Here is an 18,030-nt window from a genome sequence, read left to right on the forward strand (position 1 = left end):
GTATTTGTTTTTAAAAGTAGAAGTATTTAAATGTATGAATGATGATTATGTCTTTAGGAGGCTTAATTGTGGATGAGATTTACAGGTCTTTATTCTTAAAAAATGGATTTAGATAATATAAATCAATTCATTCGCCAAGTAAATGATGTAAAGGAGGTGAATAGCCATGGAAGATGGCTATTATTATGTAAGATTACTTGCAAAATCATTAAAAAAATTTGGAACAGAAAGAGGAAAAAAGAATGAAGAAAGATGGCTTAAAGAAAGAGTTATTACCTAGGCATGTTCAATTTTTAGCGTTAGCGGGAATGATTGGTACGGGTATTTTCAAAGGGAGTGGAGATACTCTAGGGATTGCCGGGCCTGGTGTAATTGTTTCGTACTTACTTGGTGGATTATTAATGATGATTGTTATGGTGGCTTTAGCTGAAATGGCTGTTGTTTATCCAAATCAAAATGTTCAACATTTAGTTCATAAGGCTTTTGGATTTCATGTATCATTTGTAGTTGGATGGCTATACTGGATTAACTGGACACTTGTTACAATTGTAGAAATATTAGCTGCAGGCTCTTTTTTACAATTTTGGTTTTCAAATGTACCTCTTTGGTTATTAAGTGCTATTTGTGCGCTTTTAGTTGTGGGGATTAACAGCTTTCAGGTAAAATTCTATGGCGAAATGGAATTTTGGTTTGCTAGTATAAAAATTCTAGCACTGGTATTATTCATCCTTTTAGGTGGAGCAGTCTTATTCGGACTAACGAATTTTGCTCCATCGACACCAACGGAACATTTACTAGGGCATGGGGGATTCTTTCCAAATGGTATTAAAGGGGTATTTAGTGCTTGTTTTATTGTAATGTTCTCATTCGGAGGATCTGAGTTAATAGGGGTAGCAATTTCTGAAACAAAAGACGTTGAAAAGGTTTTACCTAAAGTGATAAAGGGTGTTGTTTGGCGCGTTATCATATTTTATATCTTGCCCATTACAATTATTGCGGGATTAATACCTTGGAATCAAGTTGCAGGAAATGAAAGTCCGTTTATACAAGTAATGAATGCTATTGGTATTCCAGGTGTTGCGCACATCATGAATTTTGTTTTATTAACTGCAGTTCTTTCAGCTGCGAATTCAGGGGTTTTTGCTACTTCTAGAACAATGGTTGCGTTAGCTGAAAAAGGAGAAGCTCCAAAAATATTGAAAAAAACTGCGAAATCAGGTGCACCAATTATTGCAATCTCTTTGAATGGCTTATTATTATTGATAGGTTCAGGGCTAGCATTCTTTGCTCCGGATAGTATTATTGGAACAATGATGACAATTCCAGGATTTACAATGTTATTGCTTTGGCTAAGTATTTGCTTTGCGCAACTTAAATTACGTCCTAATTATTCAACAATGCCTAATTTTAAAATGAGTTTTTTTCCAACCACGACTATTATCGGAATCGTGGGATTATGTATTATTTTCATAGGTTCAACGTTTAGTAATGGAATTTCAGTCGGAACAGTGGTTTGTTTTACAGTTTTAGCAATTTTAATTGGTTTTGCTTTAATTAAAGGACGGAATAGAAAGAAAGAAGACACACAATTAAAGCATATAGGTTAAATTCATGAGGGCAATAAGTATAGCCTGTTTTAAAAGTTGATAGAGTAGGGACATTAATCCAATAACCATCAGAGCACGCTTCTATTGAATAGGTGTGCTCTGTCATGTTTGAAGATAAAGAGTGTGAGTCTGGGGCAAAAGAAAGTATATAATTGCATTTACCAAAATAAAAGTGACTTTTACTTAAGTGAAAGAAAGTGAAACTTCCATCAGTGGGGGCTTCATTCCCCACTGATGGAAAGCTCTCACCAATCGGAATCTTATTGCTAAAAAGTAGCGGGATAAATCAAAGTCATAACAAAAAGATGTACTACTTCACGTATACAGTAATACATCTTTTTGTATATTATTTTACGGAATGAGCTTGTTGCATCTTTTTAATAATTCGAATTTGTCCACGATGACTCAATTCATCTTCAAACACATGAAACCATTTAAAATAATTATTTGCTGGCTTACCTTCCCAAAATGGAGTTGTTTTAAATAACCATTCGTTCGGAAGGGATTGGAATGTGGCGATGGTTTTATTGCGTACTTCTTGTAATGTGTTAATGTAGAAGTCTAATGATTGGTTTTTAATTTGCTGGCGTCCAAGATTACCTAGTTCAATACCTGGTAACCAGCGTTCTAGTTCTTCCTCTGTTGGTTCTCTATCTTCAAATGTATGAATTTGATAATAAAATTCGATAGCGGCCATGTGATATAGAAGCATACCAATTGAATTTGCGTTTTCATCATATAAATAGTCTAATTCTTCAATTGTTAAATCTTGAACAGCACGTAGTGTCGAGAAACGTGCGTAGTTCATCATCGAAACAAGTTTAGAAAAATCATCGCTTAATCCGTCAATTTTATCAATTAAAAATAAGTTTTCCATCACAATCCTCCTGTTATGAAATACAGCCTTTTAATTTAAGTTCTCGAAATAGGAGGAGATTCCTGTTTTTATATAAAATAAAGTGAAGCTTCCATCAGTAGGGGGGCTTCATCTCAAAACTATTTTTTTCGTTTTTCTTTGAATCTTGAGATGGGGGTCTTGCTGCTCGCAAATAGCGGGATAAAATGAAAGCACCTCTATAATTCGTATTTTTAGTATGAATTATAGAGGTGCTTTTTCCTATATTCAGGGTCACTTCAGACGAAATAAGTATTAGTTGGTGTTCGGTCTATATATAATTGGATACTTTTTGCACGATGTATTGTATCGTTGATTTCATTTTTTCATCATCTACATGACTTCTATGTTCATGGTGAATGACTTGATGTTTTTTTAACATGTAATAATCAAAGAGTGCTTGATATAAAGTCATATTGTTTTGAATTAAGATTGTAGGTTCAAAGAACTTCCGTAGTAGTACATCGTCTTGGATCAGAATGAGTACTGGATTTATAGCGTTGAACACTTCTTTTTCTATATGCTCCTCATAGAATTTTTTTAATTGCTTATTTCGTTCGTTTTGAGCTTGTATGATTTGTTCATATAGTACTGGAGCATTATGTTTTAAATCTGATAGAAAGGCATCAGATATGTAAAAGGAAATGAGTAATGATTGTTCAAATGTTTTTTGAAATCGATCTCCAAACGGAACTGTTTCTTCAAAAATGGTTTGATCAATACTAGTAATATATTCGGCATATATTTTGACGATGTATTGGATAATTTCTTCTTTTGATGAGAAGTATTTGTACATAGTTGCTTTACTAATATCCATATAACGAGCAATATCATCTGTTCGTAACGGGCTTATTCCTTGTTTTTTTACGATCGGTAATAATTTGAAAATGAGCTTTTTTCTCATTTCTACTTGATTATCAATATTTTTATTAAACATAATAACCCTCCTTGCAATTCATTTATTATAAATAAATTTATGAATTTATACAAATTAAACTAATTGAACTAAAAGTGTAAAAACAGTTTACTTGTTTTCGATTGTGTGTTATTCTCTTTTTACATTATCTTTTCGAGAGAAGGCGAACTTATGAAAAAGAAGAAGTTAGGTTCACAAGGATTAGAAGTATCGGAAATGGGATTAGGTTGTATGGGAATGTCTGAATTTTATGGTCAGACAGATGAGATAGAAGCGACAAAAACAATTCATCATGCTCTCGAGCTTGGAATTACAATGTTCGATACAGCTGATATTTATGGATATGATGAAGGGGGAATGGGAACAAATGAAAAACTAGTAGGGAAAGCGTTACAGGGATTTCGGCATGATGTGAAAATTGCAACGAAGTTTGGAGCACTGCGAAATGCAACAAAAGCGTTAGGATACAACGGTTCACCTCAATATGTGAAGGATGCATGTGAAGCAAGTTTAAGAAGATTAGGGACCGACTACATCGACTTATATTATTTACATCGCGTTGATCCAAATACACCAATTGAAGAAACTGTAGGTGCGATGGCAGAGTTAGTGCAAGAAGGAAAAGTACGTTATATCGGACTATCTGAAGTAACAGGTGAGCAATTAAAAACAGCTCATGCAATTCATCCAATTTCAGCTGTTCAAACTGAATATTCTCTTTGGTCTCGCGATCCAGAGAAAGATATTTTACATGTTTGTCGTGAATTAGGTGTTGGATTTGTTCCATATAGTCCACTTGGCCGCGGATTTTTAACGGGAAATTTAACAAGCCGTGATCAATTAACACCTGATGATTGGAGATACTATAATCCACGCTTTTCAGAAGAAGCATTTGCTTCTAATATGAAAATTGTTGAAGGAATTAAACAGCTTGCATTAGAGAAAGAATGTACACCTGCACAATTAGCTCTTGCTTGGGTCGTTGCACAAGGTGAAGGAATCGTACCAATTCCAGGTACAAAGCGAGTGAAGTATTTGGAGCAAAACGTAGCGGCTCTTGAAATAACTTTAACAAAAGAAGAACTAGCATACTTAAATACGATTGCACCTATTGGTGATACGTTTGGTAATCGATATTAAGATTGGTAATCTATAAAGTGAAACTTTAATCAGTGGGGGGCTTCATCCCCACTGATTATTAGTTGAACCAATCGGGCTTTTACGGGCAGTTTATCTCTCACCTAACTTCTTTAGAAAAGCGGAAGCGGCTCGCTCGGAATCGCAGGACGTTGGAGCCCCCCGACAGAGAGGCGCTTTTTGCCTCGTCCGAGGGTGCGAAACGACCGGAGATTCTAGCCGCTAGAGCTGGACAATGCTTTTGCCGAATTTTGAGGTGGGAGTATTACTGCCCGCGAATAGCGGGATAAAAAATGAATTGGAAAGGATGGGATGATGTGCATACAGAAAGCAATCATTTGATCAATGAATCATTTGCTAGAACGTTAGTAAAATCATTACAAGGAGAACGCGGGCATATTCCAATTAAAAATGCAATTGCAGATATAGATTGGGAACTATCTGGGAAGCAAATAGAAAACATTCCGTATTCCATCTATCAATTAGTAATGCATATGAAATATTGGCAAGATTTTCTCTTACTTGGTTTGCAAGGTGAAAAGCCGAATTTGCCAACAGATGTGAAGGAGAGTTGGCCAGTTGAAAATATGGCGAAAAATCAAGAAGAATGGGCGGAGATTATAAGCAAATTTCTAGCGGGAATCGATACAGCTTGTACAATTGCTCAAACTACAAAACTTGATGCGCCTTTAGTGCAGTATCCAGATGTAACGCGGGCCGATACGTTACGTAATATTGCCTCGCATAATAGTTATCATTTAGGAGAAATTGTATTGCTGCGCCGTTTATTTGAGGCGTGGCCTCCACCTAGTGGCGGTTATCCAATTTAAGAAAACAAAAGAATATAGCTCTTCTCACTAAGTCATAGTGAAAGAAAATGGGTTCTGATTATTTGTTGATGCGGAACAAAAATAACAGGCTTCTTCATATTGAAAGAAGCCTGTTATTTTTTATAATTATTTTCCCTAATAGTAATCGATCATCTCAAAGTTATGCAAAAAAAGAAGATAAGTGAGGGGGGCCGCAAAAGTTCGATTGATCAGATTTAATGAACAATGGAGTGAAGAAAACCACACTATTCAAAGTTTTACTTTACCCCAGAACGATAAGCTCTCTATTAGCGTGTGTAATCACTTCATAACCAGCCTTCGTAATGACAATATCATCTTCAATTCTGCAGCCGCCCCAATTAGGGATATAAATACCTGGTTCTACAGTTACGACCATTCCTTCTAACAGTGTGTCTGTACTATCTTTTGATAATCTAAGAGGTTCATGAAGTTCTAATCCAACTCCATGGCCTGTTGAATGGCCGAAGTATTTACCGTAGCCATGTTCAGTAATGTAATTTCTTGTAATATCATCGATTGTTTTGGCCGATTCACCTGGGCGAATTGCTTCAGTGCCGCGTTTTAAAGCTTCAAGTACAATGTTGTAAATCTTTACAAATTCCTCAGAACAACTGCCAATTGCAACAGTCCGTGTTAAATCAGAACAATATCCGTTATAAAGTGCACCAAAATCTAATGTAACAATATCTCCATCTTCAATGATTTTACTTGTAGCTACCCCATGCGGGAGAGAAGAGCGAGTACCGGAAGCTACGATAATGTCAAATGATGAAGAGGACGCACCTTGTTTTCGCATGAAAAATTCTAATTCATCTCTTACATCCCATTCAGATACGCCGGGTTTTAGGAAAGTTGTAATATGTTGAAAGGCATCATCCGCGATGCGAGCTGCAATTTTAATTATTTCGATTTCGGACTCTTCCTTCACGGTACGAATTGTTTCTATTATTTCATTTACATGAACAAGTTTGATATTTATATAATTTTTTAACGCTGTATATTGTTTCAGCGTCATATTATTTTCTTCTACACCTAATTTGTTTATTTGTAATCTGTCTATTTGCGCTGCAATTTCTTGTTCTATATTGCCTTTATGCATAATAATTTCTGCTTCATGTACTTGTGCTTTCGCTTGATCTGTATAACGGAAATCTGTAATAAATACTGCATTTGTAGGAGAGATTAAGACAACTCCAGCAGTACCTGTAAATCCAGTTGCATATCGGCGATTTTCTTTTTTTGTAATCAGTAATCCGTCTATTTCGTATCGATGTAGCTGTTCTTGTATTTTCTTGATTCTTGAAACCATTTTAATTCCTCCCTTTCATCTCCTTATATAAAGCAATAAAGGTGCCAATATTTTTTATCTCGCTATTTGCGAGCGGTAAGACCCCCGCCTTAAGATGCAGAGAGAAGTTTTTTTATTGATGTCAAATAATATAGACACACAAGAACATTTTGTGTCTATATTATTTGATATTAAAAATGATTGTGTAAATTTTTTTAAACAGTTTTAGAGTATTATAAATGTTCAATGGAATATTAAAATTTACTAGTGTGTTTCGTGAGAGGTGTGCTTATTTTTTTATCCCGCTATTTACGGGCAGTAAGACCCCCACCTCAAGATTCAGAGAAGAGCAAGGAAGATAGGTGGGGATAACTGCTTGTAAAAGCCCGATTGGTGAGAACTTTTCATCAGTGGGGGATAAAGAAAACCCCCACTGATGGAAGTTTCACTTTATTGGAAAATTACTTTTTTTGAAAGGTATAGCGGGAAAAGATAACGTACTTTATGAAGAGGTAAATAGTGAAAAATGAACGAAAAAGAGACGATTACAGTTCGTTACATACCATAATCATCTCTTCGTATTTTAAACCTTTAATTTCATCACAGTATCTGCATCTGGTGTTACATATACTGTTTGTTGATTGTCATATGTAACAAACCCCAGTTTTGCTCCACTCGGCTTTTTCACATGGCGAATTTTTGTATAATCGACTGGAACAGAGCTTGATTCTTTTGCCTTACTAAAGTAAGCAGCCAGCTTTGCCGCTTCAACTAATGTTTCATCGCTTGGCTCTAATGAACGGATGACCACGTGCGAGCCTGGAATGTCTTTTGTATGAAGCCAAATTTCATCACGGCGTGCAAGTTTATTTGTTAAATAGTCGTTTTGTTTGTTATTTTTCCCGACTAAAATCTCTGTTCCGTCACTTGCAATATATTTGTCTAATATAGGTTTTGCTGGTTTCTTCTTTATATTTTTCGCCTTGCGATTGCGCATATATCCTTCTTCGGCTAGTTCTTCACGAATTTCTTCAATATCTTTAGAAGAAGCAGCCTCCATTTGCTGTAGTAAACTATCAAAATAAAGTATTTCTTCATTTGTTTTTTCAATTTGTTCTTCAACGATTGCTACAGAATTTTTTGCTTTTTGATATTTTTGGAAATAACGCTGTGCATTTTCTGATGGTGTACGTAATGGATCTAAGGTAATCTTTACAGTTCCACTATTTTCATCATAGTAATTGATAACCTCAACTTCTGTATCGCCTTTTTTTACTGCGTACATATTGGCTGTCAGTAATTCGCCAAATAGTTGATATTTATCTGCTTTGCCCGCATCTTCTAAAGTTTTTTTCAGTTTAATTAATTTTTTTTCATTTTTTGCTTTTTCATTTTGCATAAAACGTTCTAAGTCATGGGCCTGCTGTTTCACTCGGTCACGTTCTGCTTTTCCAAAGAAGAAACGATCGAGTAATTCACTTATAGATGAGAATGTTTTTTCTTCACCTTTTAAGTGTGAAAGTGGGAATAAATAAAAGAATTCTTTCCCATTAACTACAATCATTGAAGGGGTATATTGATGTTCTAGCAACGGCTTTTGTAATGTGAAAAATACTTCAGATAGTGTATTTTCATTCACCATTCCGGCCTTAGCAACTACTTCCTTTGCGAATAGGGGAGAAATCCCCATAAAAGCACCTACGAGTTGTTTATCCATATTTCCTGCTAAAAAGTCGAGCGGTCGAATAAATTCTTCTTGTGTTTCAATTTGCAGTGGATTGATTTTTTGTTGTGTAGGCGGTGCAATATATTCAGCTCCAGCATATACAGTACGGTGACGGTTTACTGCTAAGGAAACGTGTTTCAGGCTATCCAAAATTATATTTGTTTTGGATTCTACTAAAATGATATTACTATGACGCCCCATGATTTCGATAATTAAAGTTTTTAATGATTCATCACCAATTTCATTGCGGCTACGAATAGTAATTTGAATGATTCGCTCCAAATCAATTTGTTCAATCTTCTCAATAAATCCACCTTCTAAATGTTTACGAAGAAGCATGCAAAACATTGGCGGTAAAGCAGGAGAATCGTAATTTTGCGTTGTAAGATGCATGCGTGCGTATGTTGGGTGTGCGGAAAGAAGTAATTTTTGATTTTTTCCGTTTGCCCGAATATGTAACAAAATTTCATATTTTGATGGTTGATATATTTTTGAAATTCTTCCTGTTTGAAGAGAAGTTGCAATTTCATATGTAATCGCTCTTGTAAATAATCCATCGAATGCCACTTGGAACACTCCTTTCTCACTAAAAGTTAATTATAGCATTTTTTCGGACAGGGCTGAATAAGCTTTCATTAGAGCATGTCTGCAATCAGGAGGTAGGTGGCGAGATGAATTGGTATGAACTGCGTGCACATGAAGTTGAAGAGCGAACGAATACAAATGTAAAGACGGGATTGACAGAGCAAGAGGTGCAAGGGCGACTAAAAAAACTTGGTTCAAATGAGCTACAAGAAGCAAAGCGGCCTTCTGCACTTGTTGTATTCTTAGCACAATTTAAAGATTTTATGGTACTTGTTTTATTTGGAGCGACGATTATTTCAGCTTTTTTAGGGGAATATGTTGATGCAATTGCGATTGTGGCAATTGTCGTTATCAATGGAATCCTTGGTTTTTTTCAAGAGAGAAAAGCAGAAAAATCGTTGGAAGCATTAAAAGAGCTTGCTGCCCCGCAAGTAACTGTACTTCGAAATGGAAAGTGGATGAAAATTCCTTCGAAAGGTCTTGTGCTTGGAGATATTATCAAATTTTCAAGCGGAGATCGCATCGGTGCAGATGTGCGTCTCATTGAAGCTTCTAGTTTATATATTGAAGAGTCAGCACTAACAGGAGAATCCGTGCCAGTACAAAAGAAAATTGATGTTCTGCATGGTACGGATGTTTCAATTGGCGATCAAACAAATATGGCATTTATGGGGACGATGATTACAAGGGGATCTGGCATTGGAGTTGTTATTGGGACAGGAATGAATACAGCAATGGGACAAATTGCAAATATGCTACAAAATGCGGAGCAAAACGAAACACCGCTGCAAAGAAGACTTGAGCAGCTGGGGAAAATTTTAATTATCGTTGCATTAATTTTAACGGCACTTGTTGTATTGGTCGGTGTGTATCAAGGTAATGAAATGTACCATATGTTTTTAGCGGGTGTTTCGCTTGCTGTTGCAGCGATTCCTGAGGGATTGCCAGCCATTGTGACAGTAGCGCTCTCACTTGGTGTTCAGCGTATGATTAAGAAAAAAGCAATTGTAAGAAAGCTACCTGCGGTTGAAACATTAGGATGTGCATCTGTCATTTGTTCAGACAAAACAGGGACAATGACGCAAAATAAAATGATGGTCACACATGTATGGTCTAGTGGTGAGATGTGGAATATAACGGGGCAAGGCTATGAACCAAAAGGCGAATTTCTGAAAGGTGATAAGAAAACAAATCCGACAGCGGCGCGCTCTTTATATCAGCTTCTCACATTTGGATGTTTATGTAACAACGCAAATATTGTAAAAAAGAAAAAAACGTATGTATTAGACGGTGATCCGACAGAAGGTGCACTCATTGCAGCAGCGATGAAGGCCGGTATTTCAAGAGAAGGGCTAAAGGATAAATTTGAGGTCATACACGAGTTTCCATTTGATTCAACGCGGAAAATGATGAGTGTAATTGTTCGTGACAAAACAGGTAAAAAATTTGTGATAACAAAGGGAGCACCCGATGTTTTATTAAAAATGAGTCAGACCATTTTATGGGGAAATAAACAACAGCCATTCACAGAATTGTATAGAAACGAAGTGCAAACGGCGATTTATCATTTAGGAAGTCAAGCACTTCGTACAATTGCAGTTGCTTTTAAACCGTTAAAAACAACTGATCACATTCAAAGTGAACAAGAAGCAGAAAAAGATTTAATGTTTATTGGGCTGCAAGGAATGATTGATCCCCCAAGACCGGAAGTAAAGCAAGCGGTGCAAGAATGTAAAGATGCAGGCATCAAAACAATTATGATCACAGGAGACCATAAAGTAACAGCGATGGCTATTGCTGAACAGCTTGGAATTTTACCACCTGGTGGCCGCGTTGTGGAAGGTATTGAACTCGCAAACATGTCGGTTGAAGAATTGGAAAATATTGTAGATGAAACATATGTCTTTGCACGTGTTTCTCCGGAACATAAATTGAAAATTGTGAAGGCACTGCAAAATAAGGATCATATTGTGGCGATGACCGGTGATGGTGTGAATGATGCTCCTGCTATCAAAGCAGCTGATATTGGGGTGGCGATGGGAGTAACGGGGACAGATGTTGCAAAAGAGGCATCATCTCTTGTATTACTTGACGACAATTTTGCTACTATAAAAGCAGCAATTAAAGAGGGAAGAAATATTTACGAAAATATTCGGAAGTTTATTCGTTATTTATTAGCATCAAATGTTGGAGAAATTTTAGTTATGTTATTTGCAATGATATTAGCATTACCATTGCCGCTCGTACCAATTCAAATATTATGGGTGAATTTAGTAACAGATGGTTTACCGGCAATGGCCCTCGGACTTGATGCACCAGAAGGTGATGTTATGCGTAGGAAACCGCGCCACCCGAAAGAAGGGGTATTTGCGAGAGGACTTGCATGGAAAATTGTTAGCCGCGGTTTTTTAATCGGTGCTATGACACTATTAGCATTCATTATTGCGCACAATCAAAATCCAAATGAATTAAAGTATGCGCAAACAGTTGCGTTTGCAACACTTGTTTTAGCTCAGCTTATTCATGTGTTTGATTGCCGCAGTGAGCATTCTGTATTTCACCGTAATCCATTTGGAAATATGTACTTAGTAGGAGCGGTGCTTATTTCGATTTTACTAATGTTAGTCGTGATTTATTATCCGCCATTGCAACCGATTTTTAGTACCATGCCAATTCAAGCGAGAGATTGGCTCTTGATTGTTGGTCTTTCTTCTATTCCAACATTCTTATTAGTGGGATCTTTACTAACCGGAAAGTCTGAAAAGAAGAAACCAATTGTATATAAAAGAGGTGTAAACTTGAAATAGTAAATGAGATAAAAGTATGATATAATTTCAAAAGGTAGTAGAGTAGAGTCTCTATTACCTTTTTCATTGAGTAAGATCATGGCTTGGATGTGATAAAATGATTTCGAGTATGACAGGATTTGGACGCGCAAAAGTAGAAAATGATGCGTTTCAAATTACAGTAGAAATGAAGTCGGTCAATCATCGCTTTTTAGAGATGAATATTCGTCTTCCGAAGCAAATGATGGTGTTCGAGGATAAAATCCGCAAATTAATTGCAGAACAAGTTGGCCGCGGACGTATTGAAGTATCGATTATTGTTGAAGGGGAAGGGCTCGTTGAACGGAAATTACGAGTGGATTGGTCCCTTTTAGAGCAATATAAGCTCATTATGGAAGAAGCGAAGGATAAATTTCAATTACAGGATTCGATTACATTGCAGCAGCTTATTACTATGCCAGAAGTGACAGCAATTGAAGAAGTTGAGAATGTAAATGAAACGTTTGAACATAGTTTGTATGAAGCGGTTCGCCGCGCAGCTAGTATGTTAAAAACGATGCGTGATGGTGAAGGAGAACGACTACATAAAGATTTGGAGCATCGTTTGCAAGAAATTCACACGTGCGTGCATGCCATTGTTCCCTATGCGCCGTCAGTCATTCAAAAATATCGTGAGCGTTTGGAGAACCGTTTGAAAGAATTACATAATCAAGAATTAGAGGAACAACGATTACTTACAGAAATAGCGGTGTTTGCAGACCGCTGTGATATTCATGAAGAGTTAGTTCGACTGCAAAGTCATTTAGAACAATTTCAAGAGGCACTGCAAAGTACAGAACCGGTTGGAAGAAAGATGGACTTTATTGTACAAGAGATGCATCGTGAAATAAATACAATTGGTTCGAAAGCAAATGACTTAACAATTTCAAAATATGTTGTTGAAATGAAAAATAATCTTGAAAAAATTCGTGAACAAGTACAAAATATTGAGTAGTTATCAATTGTATACGAAGTTATACGAGACGGAGAAATCGGATAGACTTACTAGGAGGCGCAAACTATGGCCATGCGGTTTTTAAATATTGGATATGGAAATATCGTATCTGCACATCGAATTATTTCCATTGTAAGTCCGGAATCAGCACCGATTAAAAGATTAGTACAGGAAGCTCGTGAACAAAATGTGCTGCTTGATGCTACTTATGGTCGAAAAACACGTGCGGTGATTGTTATGGATGATGGACATATTGTATTAAGTCCAATACAACCGGAGACAATTGCTCATCGATTAAACAATAAAGAAGATTTAAGTGACGAAGGGTAGGTTTAACATATATATGAGAAGTAGAAGAGGGTTGCTCATTGTTCTTTCAGGGCCTTCTGGTGTTGGAAAAGGAACAGTTCGAAAGGAATTGTTCAGTCAAGAAGATACAAATTTACAGTATTCTATTTCTGTAACAACGCGTAAACCGCGTGAAGGAGAAGTAGATGGTGTTGATTATTTCTTTAAAACGAGAGAAGAGTTTGAAGAGATGATTCGTAACAATAAGCTGCTTGAATGGGCGGAATTTGTTGGAAACTATTACGGAACACCAATTGATTATGTAGAGCAGACATTGCAACAAGGGAAAGATGTGTTCTTAGAAATCGAAGTGCAAGGCGCGATTCAAGTAAAGAAAGCTTTTCCAGAAGGAGTATTTATCTTTTTAGCTCCTCCAAGTTTATCGGAACTGAAAAACCGCATTGTTGGTCGTGGTACAGAAACAGAAGAAGTAATTCAAAATCGTTTAACGGTAGCAAAAGAAGAAATCGAAATGATGGATGCTTATGACTACGTAGTAGAAAATGATGAAGTGGAACTTGCTTGCGAACGTATTAAGGCAATTGTAATAGGTGAACATTGTCGCCGTGAGCGAGTGGCAAAATACTATAAAGAAATGACGGAGGAAATATAATATGTTAAACCCATCTATTGATGCATTGTTACAAAAAATTGATTCTAAATATACGCTAGTAACAGTAGCGGCGAAGCGCGCTCGTGAAATGCAAGAGCATAACGATTGTGGTGTTGAACAGCCAGTATCTCATAAGTGTGTAGGAAAGGCATTAGAAGAGATTGATGCACAGTTATTAAACTACGAACCAAGTGAAGATAACAACCATAAATAAAGCTTTCTTTTCGACAAATAGAAGCATAGATACTATACTTTTCTATGTAACAGTAACAACCTATTTACAAGTAGGTTGTTATTTTTTTACGATATAGATAAATCAAAATAAAAAACGACATAAAAGCTTTCTTTTTAGGTGGGCGAGAGCATCTGGTCATGCATAGAAGCGGTCAGGGCCTTTTTCTGCCACATATGAAAACAAAAGAGAGAAAGCGAATGCAGGTTCTTCTACATAGAAGCAAACTATATGACGAAAAATCAAAATGGATTCATATAGGATGGAGAATAACGACAGCTTGTATTTTATGTTGTGATGATGGATGATTTGAAGTTCAAATAGGACTAAGTTTCATAAAAGAAAGAGGACGAGACCTATGTTAAAAGGGAAAAAAATACTTTTATGTGTTACAGGAGGCATTGCTGTATTCAAAGCAGCTGCGCTAACAAGTAAATTAACACAGGCAGGTGCGCTTGTGAAAGTAATAATGAGTGAGTCGGCAATGAAGTTTGTCACACCGCTTACATTTCAAGCACTTTCTCGTCATGATGTATATACAGATACATTTGATGAAAAAGATTCAGCAGTCATTGCTCATATTGATTTAGCAGACTGGGCTGATGTTGTCCTTGTTGCACCAGCGACAGCAAATATCATTGGTAAATTCGCAAATGGTCTTGCAGATGATATGATTTCAACGACGCTTCTTGCAACAACAGCTCCAGTTTGGATTGCACCTGCGATGAATGTTCATATGTACGAAAATCCGGTTGTTCAAAAAAACATGCAAACATTAAAAAAATTAGGTTATACATTTATTGAGCCTGGAGAAGGATTTTTAGCTTGTGGATATGTTGCGAAAGGTCGATTAGAAGAACCGGAAAACATTGTAGCAATGTTAGAAGTGCATTTTTCACAAGGGAAGCCACTTCAAGGAAAACGAATATTAGTGACGGCCGGACCAACACGCGAGAAGATTGATCCAGTTCGTTTTATGACAAATTTCTCATCTGGAAAAATGGGATATGCGCTTGCGGAAGTTGCGGCAAGTCTTGGAGCTGAGGTCATTCTTGTTTCTGGTCCAACGGCGCTAACGCCACCTGGAAATGTAACAACAATACAAGTACAATCAGCACAAGATATGTTAGAGGCAGTTTTACATTATTATTCTAGTATGGATGTTGTGATCAAAACAGCGGCTGTTGCAGATTATCGGCCAAAAATCGTTTATGATGAAAAAATGAAAAAGAAAAATGGCGATACAGTTATTGAACTTGAACGTACGATCGATATTCTTAAAACATTAGGTGAACGAAAAGAGCATCAATTACTCATTGGTTTTGCAGCGGAAACAACAAACATTAAAGAGTATGCAACGAAAAAATTACGTGAGAAAAATGCTGACATGATTGTTGCTAATGATGTAAAAGCAGAAGGTGCAGGGTTTGGTACGGATACAAATATTGTTACAATGTACAAACAAAATGGCTCTATGATTGAATTGCCACTGCTAACAAAGCAGGAAGTAGCTAGAGAAATTTTACTACAAGTTGAAAAAATGCTGGAAGAGGATCCTGCATGAAATTTGCAAGCGTAATTGTTGATGTTCCAGCAAGGCAAACAGATAGGCCATTCGATTATATAATTCCTAAACGCTGGGAAGATCTTGTCCAAACAGGCATGCGAGTTGTTGTTCCATTTGGACCACGAAAATTACAAGGGTTTATTATTGATATAAAAGATACAGTAGATGTAGATGTAAATAAGTTAAAAACATTGCATGAATTGTTAGATGTAACACCTGTATTAAATGCAGAGTTATTACAACTTGGAAATTGGCTTACAGAAGAAACGCTTTGTTTCAGAATTTCAGCGTTCCAAGTTATGTTGCCAACAGCAATTAAAGCGACATATAAAAAGCAGCTACATCTTCATCGTTTTGAAGATGTAGCTGAGAATGTGAAACTTCTCTTTCAAGAAAAAGATAGTATTGATTGGAATGTGCTTGATGAACAACCACATTTGTACCGTGCAGTACAAACTGAAATTGCGAAAGGAACAGTGGAGGTTGTCTATGAAGTAAAAGATAAGGTGCAAAAGAAAAAGCAAAAAATGATTCAACCTATCTTGCCATATGAAGAGTTAGAGGAAGCGGCTTTTAGCCTGAAAAGTAAAAAACAACAGGATGTATTGTATTACTTTATGGAACACTATCGGCCTGTACCATTAAAAATAGTAATGGAAGAATTACAAATGACAGATGCACCGATAAAATCTCTTGTGAAAAAGGGTCTGTTAGCTGAAAAATATGTAGAGATATATCGAAATCCATACGATGATGATGCTTTCGAGCGTACAAAACCATTCCCGCTTACAGAAGAGCAACAACAAGTCATTACACCAATCTTAACTTCTATTACAAAAGAGAAGCATGAGACATTTTTACTGTATGGTGTAACTGGAAGCGGAAAAACGGAAGTGTATTTACAGTCAATTGAAGAAGTGTTGCGAAAAGGAAAAGAAGCGATTGTACTTGTGCCGGAAATTTCGCTAACTCCCCAAATGGTTGATCGCTTTAAAGGGCGCTTTGGTTCGCAAGTTGCAGTTCTTCATAGTGCGCTATCTGTTGGGGAAAAATATGATGAATGGCGTAAAATTTTGCGGAAAGAAGTAAAAGTAGTTGTAGGGGCACGCTCAGCAATTTTTGCACCATTTGAGAATTTAGGGATTATTATTATTGATGAAGAACATGAGTCAAGTTACAAACAAGAGGACAACCCGCGGTATCATGCACGTGCTGTTGCAATTTGGCGGGGGAAATATCACAATTGCCCTGTTGTACTAGGAAGCGCTACACCTACACTAGAATCATTTGCTCGTGCCAAAAAAGGTGTATATGAGCTGCTTACAATGACAAAGCGTATGAATGAAAGAGATTTGCCGGCAGTTGAGATTGTTGACATGAGAGAAGAACTTCGTGCCGGGAATCGTTCTATGTTTTCTCAGCTTCTTCATGAGAAAATAGCAGATCGGTTAGAGAAAAAGGAACAAATGGTACTCTTTTTAAATAGAAGGGGTCATTCAACATTTGTCATGTGTCGTGATTGTGGCTATGCAGTACAATGCCCACACTGTGATATTTCACTTACATATCACAGGATGAATAATCATTTAAAATGTCATTATTGTAGTTATGAGGAACATTTGCCAAATGCTTGTCCTGCTTGTAATAGTTCCTATATACGCTTTTTTGGAACAGGGACACAGAAGGTTGAAGAAGAAATTACAAAATTGTTTCCCGAGGCGCGTGTTATTCGAATGGATGTTGATACGACAAGTCGTAAAGGGATGCACGAAAAGCTTTTGAAATCATTTGGTGCAGGAGAAGCAGATATTTTACTTGGAACACAAATGATTGCTAAAGGTCTTGATTTTCCAAATATCACGCTTGTAGGTGTATTAACAGCAGATACGATGCTGCATTTGCCGGATTTTAGGGCGAGTGAAAAAACATATCAGCTTTTAACGCAAGTGAGTGGTCGGGCTGGACGTCACGAACTTCCAGGTGAAGTCGTTATTCAAACGTATACACCCGAACATTATAGTATAGAATTAGCGAAACAGCAGCAGTATGATGTGTTCTTTGAACGCGAGATGTATATGAGAAAACTTCGGCAATATCCACCATATTATTATGTCACATTAGTTACAGTATCTCATCCGGAATTATTAAAAGCAGTGCAGGTAACAGAGAAGATCGTGGGTTTTTTACGACAACATTGTGCCCAGCAAACGAGGATTTTAGGTCCGGTTGCTTCGGCAATTCCTCGTATAAAAGATAGATATCGCTATCAATGCATGATAAAATACAAACGGGAACCAAACTTAAAGTACGTGCTCAAAATGGTAAATGAACATTATCAAGCAGAAATGCAGAAAGATTTGCAAATCTCAATTGATTTTAACCCAACTATGTTAATGTAGCAGAGTTGGAAATTAGCAGTCAAATTCAGAGACAAATGGATAAAATAAAGTGAAATTTCTACAAGTAGGATGTTATTCCACTACTT

At 36.7% G+C, this 18,030-nt stretch carries 14 protein-coding genes; 10 read left to right on the forward strand and 4 right to left on the reverse strand.

The window, feature by feature from the left end; translation table 11 throughout:
• Positions 1-242 precede the first annotated feature (242 nt).
• On the forward strand, positions 243-1,607 hold the full coding sequence (locus ACFQZ1_RS19905) for an amino acid permease (protein WP_377883915.1): 1,365 nt from the start codon (positions 243-245) through the stop codon (positions 1,605-1,607).
• A gap of 346 nt (positions 1,608-1,953) precedes the next feature.
• On the opposite strand, the gene ACFQZ1_RS19910 is transcribed toward ACFQZ1_RS19905, so the two are convergent.
• Positions 1,954-2,484, reverse strand: coding sequence for a DinB family protein (locus ACFQZ1_RS19910; protein ID WP_377883916.1), 531 nt, complete (start codon positions 2,482-2,484; stop codon positions 1,954-1,956).
• Positions 2,485-2,773: 289 nt separating this feature from the next.
• The gene (locus tag ACFQZ1_RS19915; protein WP_377883917.1) at positions 2,774-3,439 is read right to left on the reverse strand and encodes a TetR/AcrR family transcriptional regulator; all 666 of its coding nucleotides are present in this window, start codon (positions 3,437-3,439) and stop codon (positions 2,774-2,776) included.
• A gap of 150 nt (positions 3,440-3,589) precedes the next feature.
• Between ACFQZ1_RS19915 and ACFQZ1_RS19920 the strand changes: the two genes are divergently transcribed.
• Together ACFQZ1_RS19920 and ACFQZ1_RS19925 are read left to right on the forward strand one after the other, a co-directional pair.
• A complete protein-coding gene (locus ACFQZ1_RS19920) occupies positions 3,590-4,558 on the forward strand; it encodes an aldo/keto reductase (protein ID WP_377883918.1) in 969 nt (322 codons plus the stop codon).
• Positions 4,559-4,848: 290 nt separating this feature from the next.
• The gene (locus ACFQZ1_RS19925) at positions 4,849-5,385 is read left to right on the forward strand and encodes a DinB family protein (protein ID WP_377883919.1); all 537 of its coding nucleotides are present in this window, start codon (positions 4,849-4,851) and stop codon (positions 5,383-5,385) included.
• A gap of 262 nt (positions 5,386-5,647) precedes the next feature.
• Here ACFQZ1_RS19925 and ACFQZ1_RS19930 read toward each other — a convergent pair whose 3' ends face one another.
• A complete protein-coding gene (locus ACFQZ1_RS19930; protein WP_377883920.1) occupies positions 5,648-6,715 on the reverse strand; it encodes a M24 family metallopeptidase in 1,068 nt (355 codons plus the stop codon).
• 562 nt (positions 6,716-7,277) lie between these two features.
• Positions 7,278-8,987 carry an Rqc2 family fibronectin-binding protein gene (locus ACFQZ1_RS19935; RefSeq protein WP_377883921.1) on the reverse strand — a complete coding sequence of 570 codons (1,710 nt, stop codon included), beginning with the start codon at positions 8,985-8,987 and terminating at the stop codon, positions 7,278-7,280.
• 104 nt (positions 8,988-9,091) lie between these two features.
• Between ACFQZ1_RS19935 and ACFQZ1_RS19940 the strand changes: the two genes are divergently transcribed.
• From ACFQZ1_RS19940 to priA, 7 genes are all read left to right on the forward strand, one after another.
• Positions 9,092-11,812: a calcium-translocating P-type ATPase, SERCA-type gene (locus ACFQZ1_RS19940; protein ID WP_377883922.1), complete on the forward strand. Its 2,721-nt coding sequence runs from the start codon at positions 9,092-9,094 to the stop codon at positions 11,810-11,812.
• Positions 11,813-11,909: 97 nt separating this feature from the next.
• Positions 11,910-12,785: a YicC/YloC family endoribonuclease gene (locus ACFQZ1_RS19945; protein ID WP_377883923.1), complete on the forward strand. Its 876-nt coding sequence runs from the start codon at positions 11,910-11,912 to the stop codon at positions 12,783-12,785.
• A gap of 66 nt (positions 12,786-12,851) precedes the next feature.
• A complete protein-coding gene (gene remA, locus ACFQZ1_RS19950; RefSeq protein WP_020059206.1) occupies positions 12,852-13,115 on the forward strand; it encodes an extracellular matrix/biofilm regulator RemA in 264 nt (87 codons plus the stop codon).
• A 13-nt stretch (positions 13,116-13,128) separates the two neighbouring features.
• Positions 13,129-13,746, forward strand: coding sequence for a guanylate kinase (gene gmk / locus ACFQZ1_RS19955; RefSeq protein WP_377883924.1), 618 nt, complete (start codon positions 13,129-13,131; stop codon positions 13,744-13,746).
• A 1-nt stretch (position 13,747) separates the two neighbouring features.
• The gene (rpoZ, locus tag ACFQZ1_RS19960; protein ID WP_377883925.1) at positions 13,748-13,960 is read left to right on the forward strand and encodes a DNA-directed RNA polymerase subunit omega; all 213 of its coding nucleotides are present in this window, start codon (positions 13,748-13,750) and stop codon (positions 13,958-13,960) included.
• A 376-nt stretch (positions 13,961-14,336) separates the two neighbouring features.
• Positions 14,337-15,542 (forward strand): bifunctional phosphopantothenoylcysteine decarboxylase/phosphopantothenate--cysteine ligase CoaBC, encoded by a 1,206-nt coding sequence (gene coaBC, locus ACFQZ1_RS19965; RefSeq protein WP_377883926.1) that lies wholly within the window; start codon positions 14,337-14,339, stop codon positions 15,540-15,542.
• Positions 15,539-17,944, forward strand: coding sequence for a primosomal protein N' (gene priA / locus ACFQZ1_RS19970; RefSeq protein WP_377883927.1), 2,406 nt, complete (start codon positions 15,539-15,541; stop codon positions 17,942-17,944). Before coaBC ends, priA begins: the two co-directional genes overlap by 4 nt.
• Positions 17,945-18,030: the final 86 nt, after the last annotated feature.

This window comes from Bacillus sp. CGMCC 1.60114 (genome assembly GCF_042676365.1).
GTDB classification, from domain to species: Bacteria; Bacillota; Bacilli; order Bacillales; family Bacillaceae_G; genus Bacillus_A; species Bacillus_A rhizoplanae_A.

Bases quoted from the DNA above. Each gene is read 5' to 3' on its own strand.
- ACFQZ1_RS19905 (WP_377883915.1), top strand. From the start codon at position 243: ATGAAGAAAGATGGCTTAAAGAAAGAGTTATTACCTAGGCATGTTCAA.
- ACFQZ1_RS19910 (WP_377883916.1), bottom strand. From the start codon at position 2,484: ATGGAAAACTTATTTTTAATTGATAAAATTGACGGATTAAGCGATGAT.
- ACFQZ1_RS19915 (WP_377883917.1), bottom strand. From the start codon at position 3,439: ATGTTTAATAAAAATATTGATAATCAAGTAGAAATGAGAAAAAAGCTC.
- ACFQZ1_RS19920 (WP_377883918.1), top strand. From the start codon at position 3,590: ATGAAAAAGAAGAAGTTAGGTTCACAAGGATTAGAAGTATCGGAAATG.
- ACFQZ1_RS19925 (WP_377883919.1), top strand. From the start codon at position 4,849: ATGAATTGGAAAGGATGGGATGATGTGCATACAGAAAGCAATCATTTG.
- ACFQZ1_RS19930 (WP_377883920.1), bottom strand. From the start codon at position 6,715: ATGGTTTCAAGAATCAAGAAAATACAAGAACAGCTACATCGATACGAA.
- ACFQZ1_RS19940 (WP_377883922.1), top strand. From the start codon at position 9,092: ATGAATTGGTATGAACTGCGTGCACATGAAGTTGAAGAGCGAACGAAT.
- ACFQZ1_RS19945 (WP_377883923.1), top strand. From the start codon at position 11,910: ATGATTTCGAGTATGACAGGATTTGGACGCGCAAAAGTAGAAAATGAT.
- remA (WP_020059206.1), top strand. From the start codon at position 12,852: ATGGCCATGCGGTTTTTAAATATTGGATATGGAAATATCGTATCTGCA.
- gmk (WP_377883924.1), top strand. From the start codon at position 13,129: ATGAGAAGTAGAAGAGGGTTGCTCATTGTTCTTTCAGGGCCTTCTGGT.
- rpoZ (WP_377883925.1), top strand. From the start codon at position 13,748: ATGTTAAACCCATCTATTGATGCATTGTTACAAAAAATTGATTCTAAA.
- coaBC (WP_377883926.1), top strand. From the start codon at position 14,337: ATGTTAAAAGGGAAAAAAATACTTTTATGTGTTACAGGAGGCATTGCT.
- priA (WP_377883927.1), top strand. From the start codon at position 15,539: ATGAAATTTGCAAGCGTAATTGTTGATGTTCCAGCAAGGCAAACAGAT.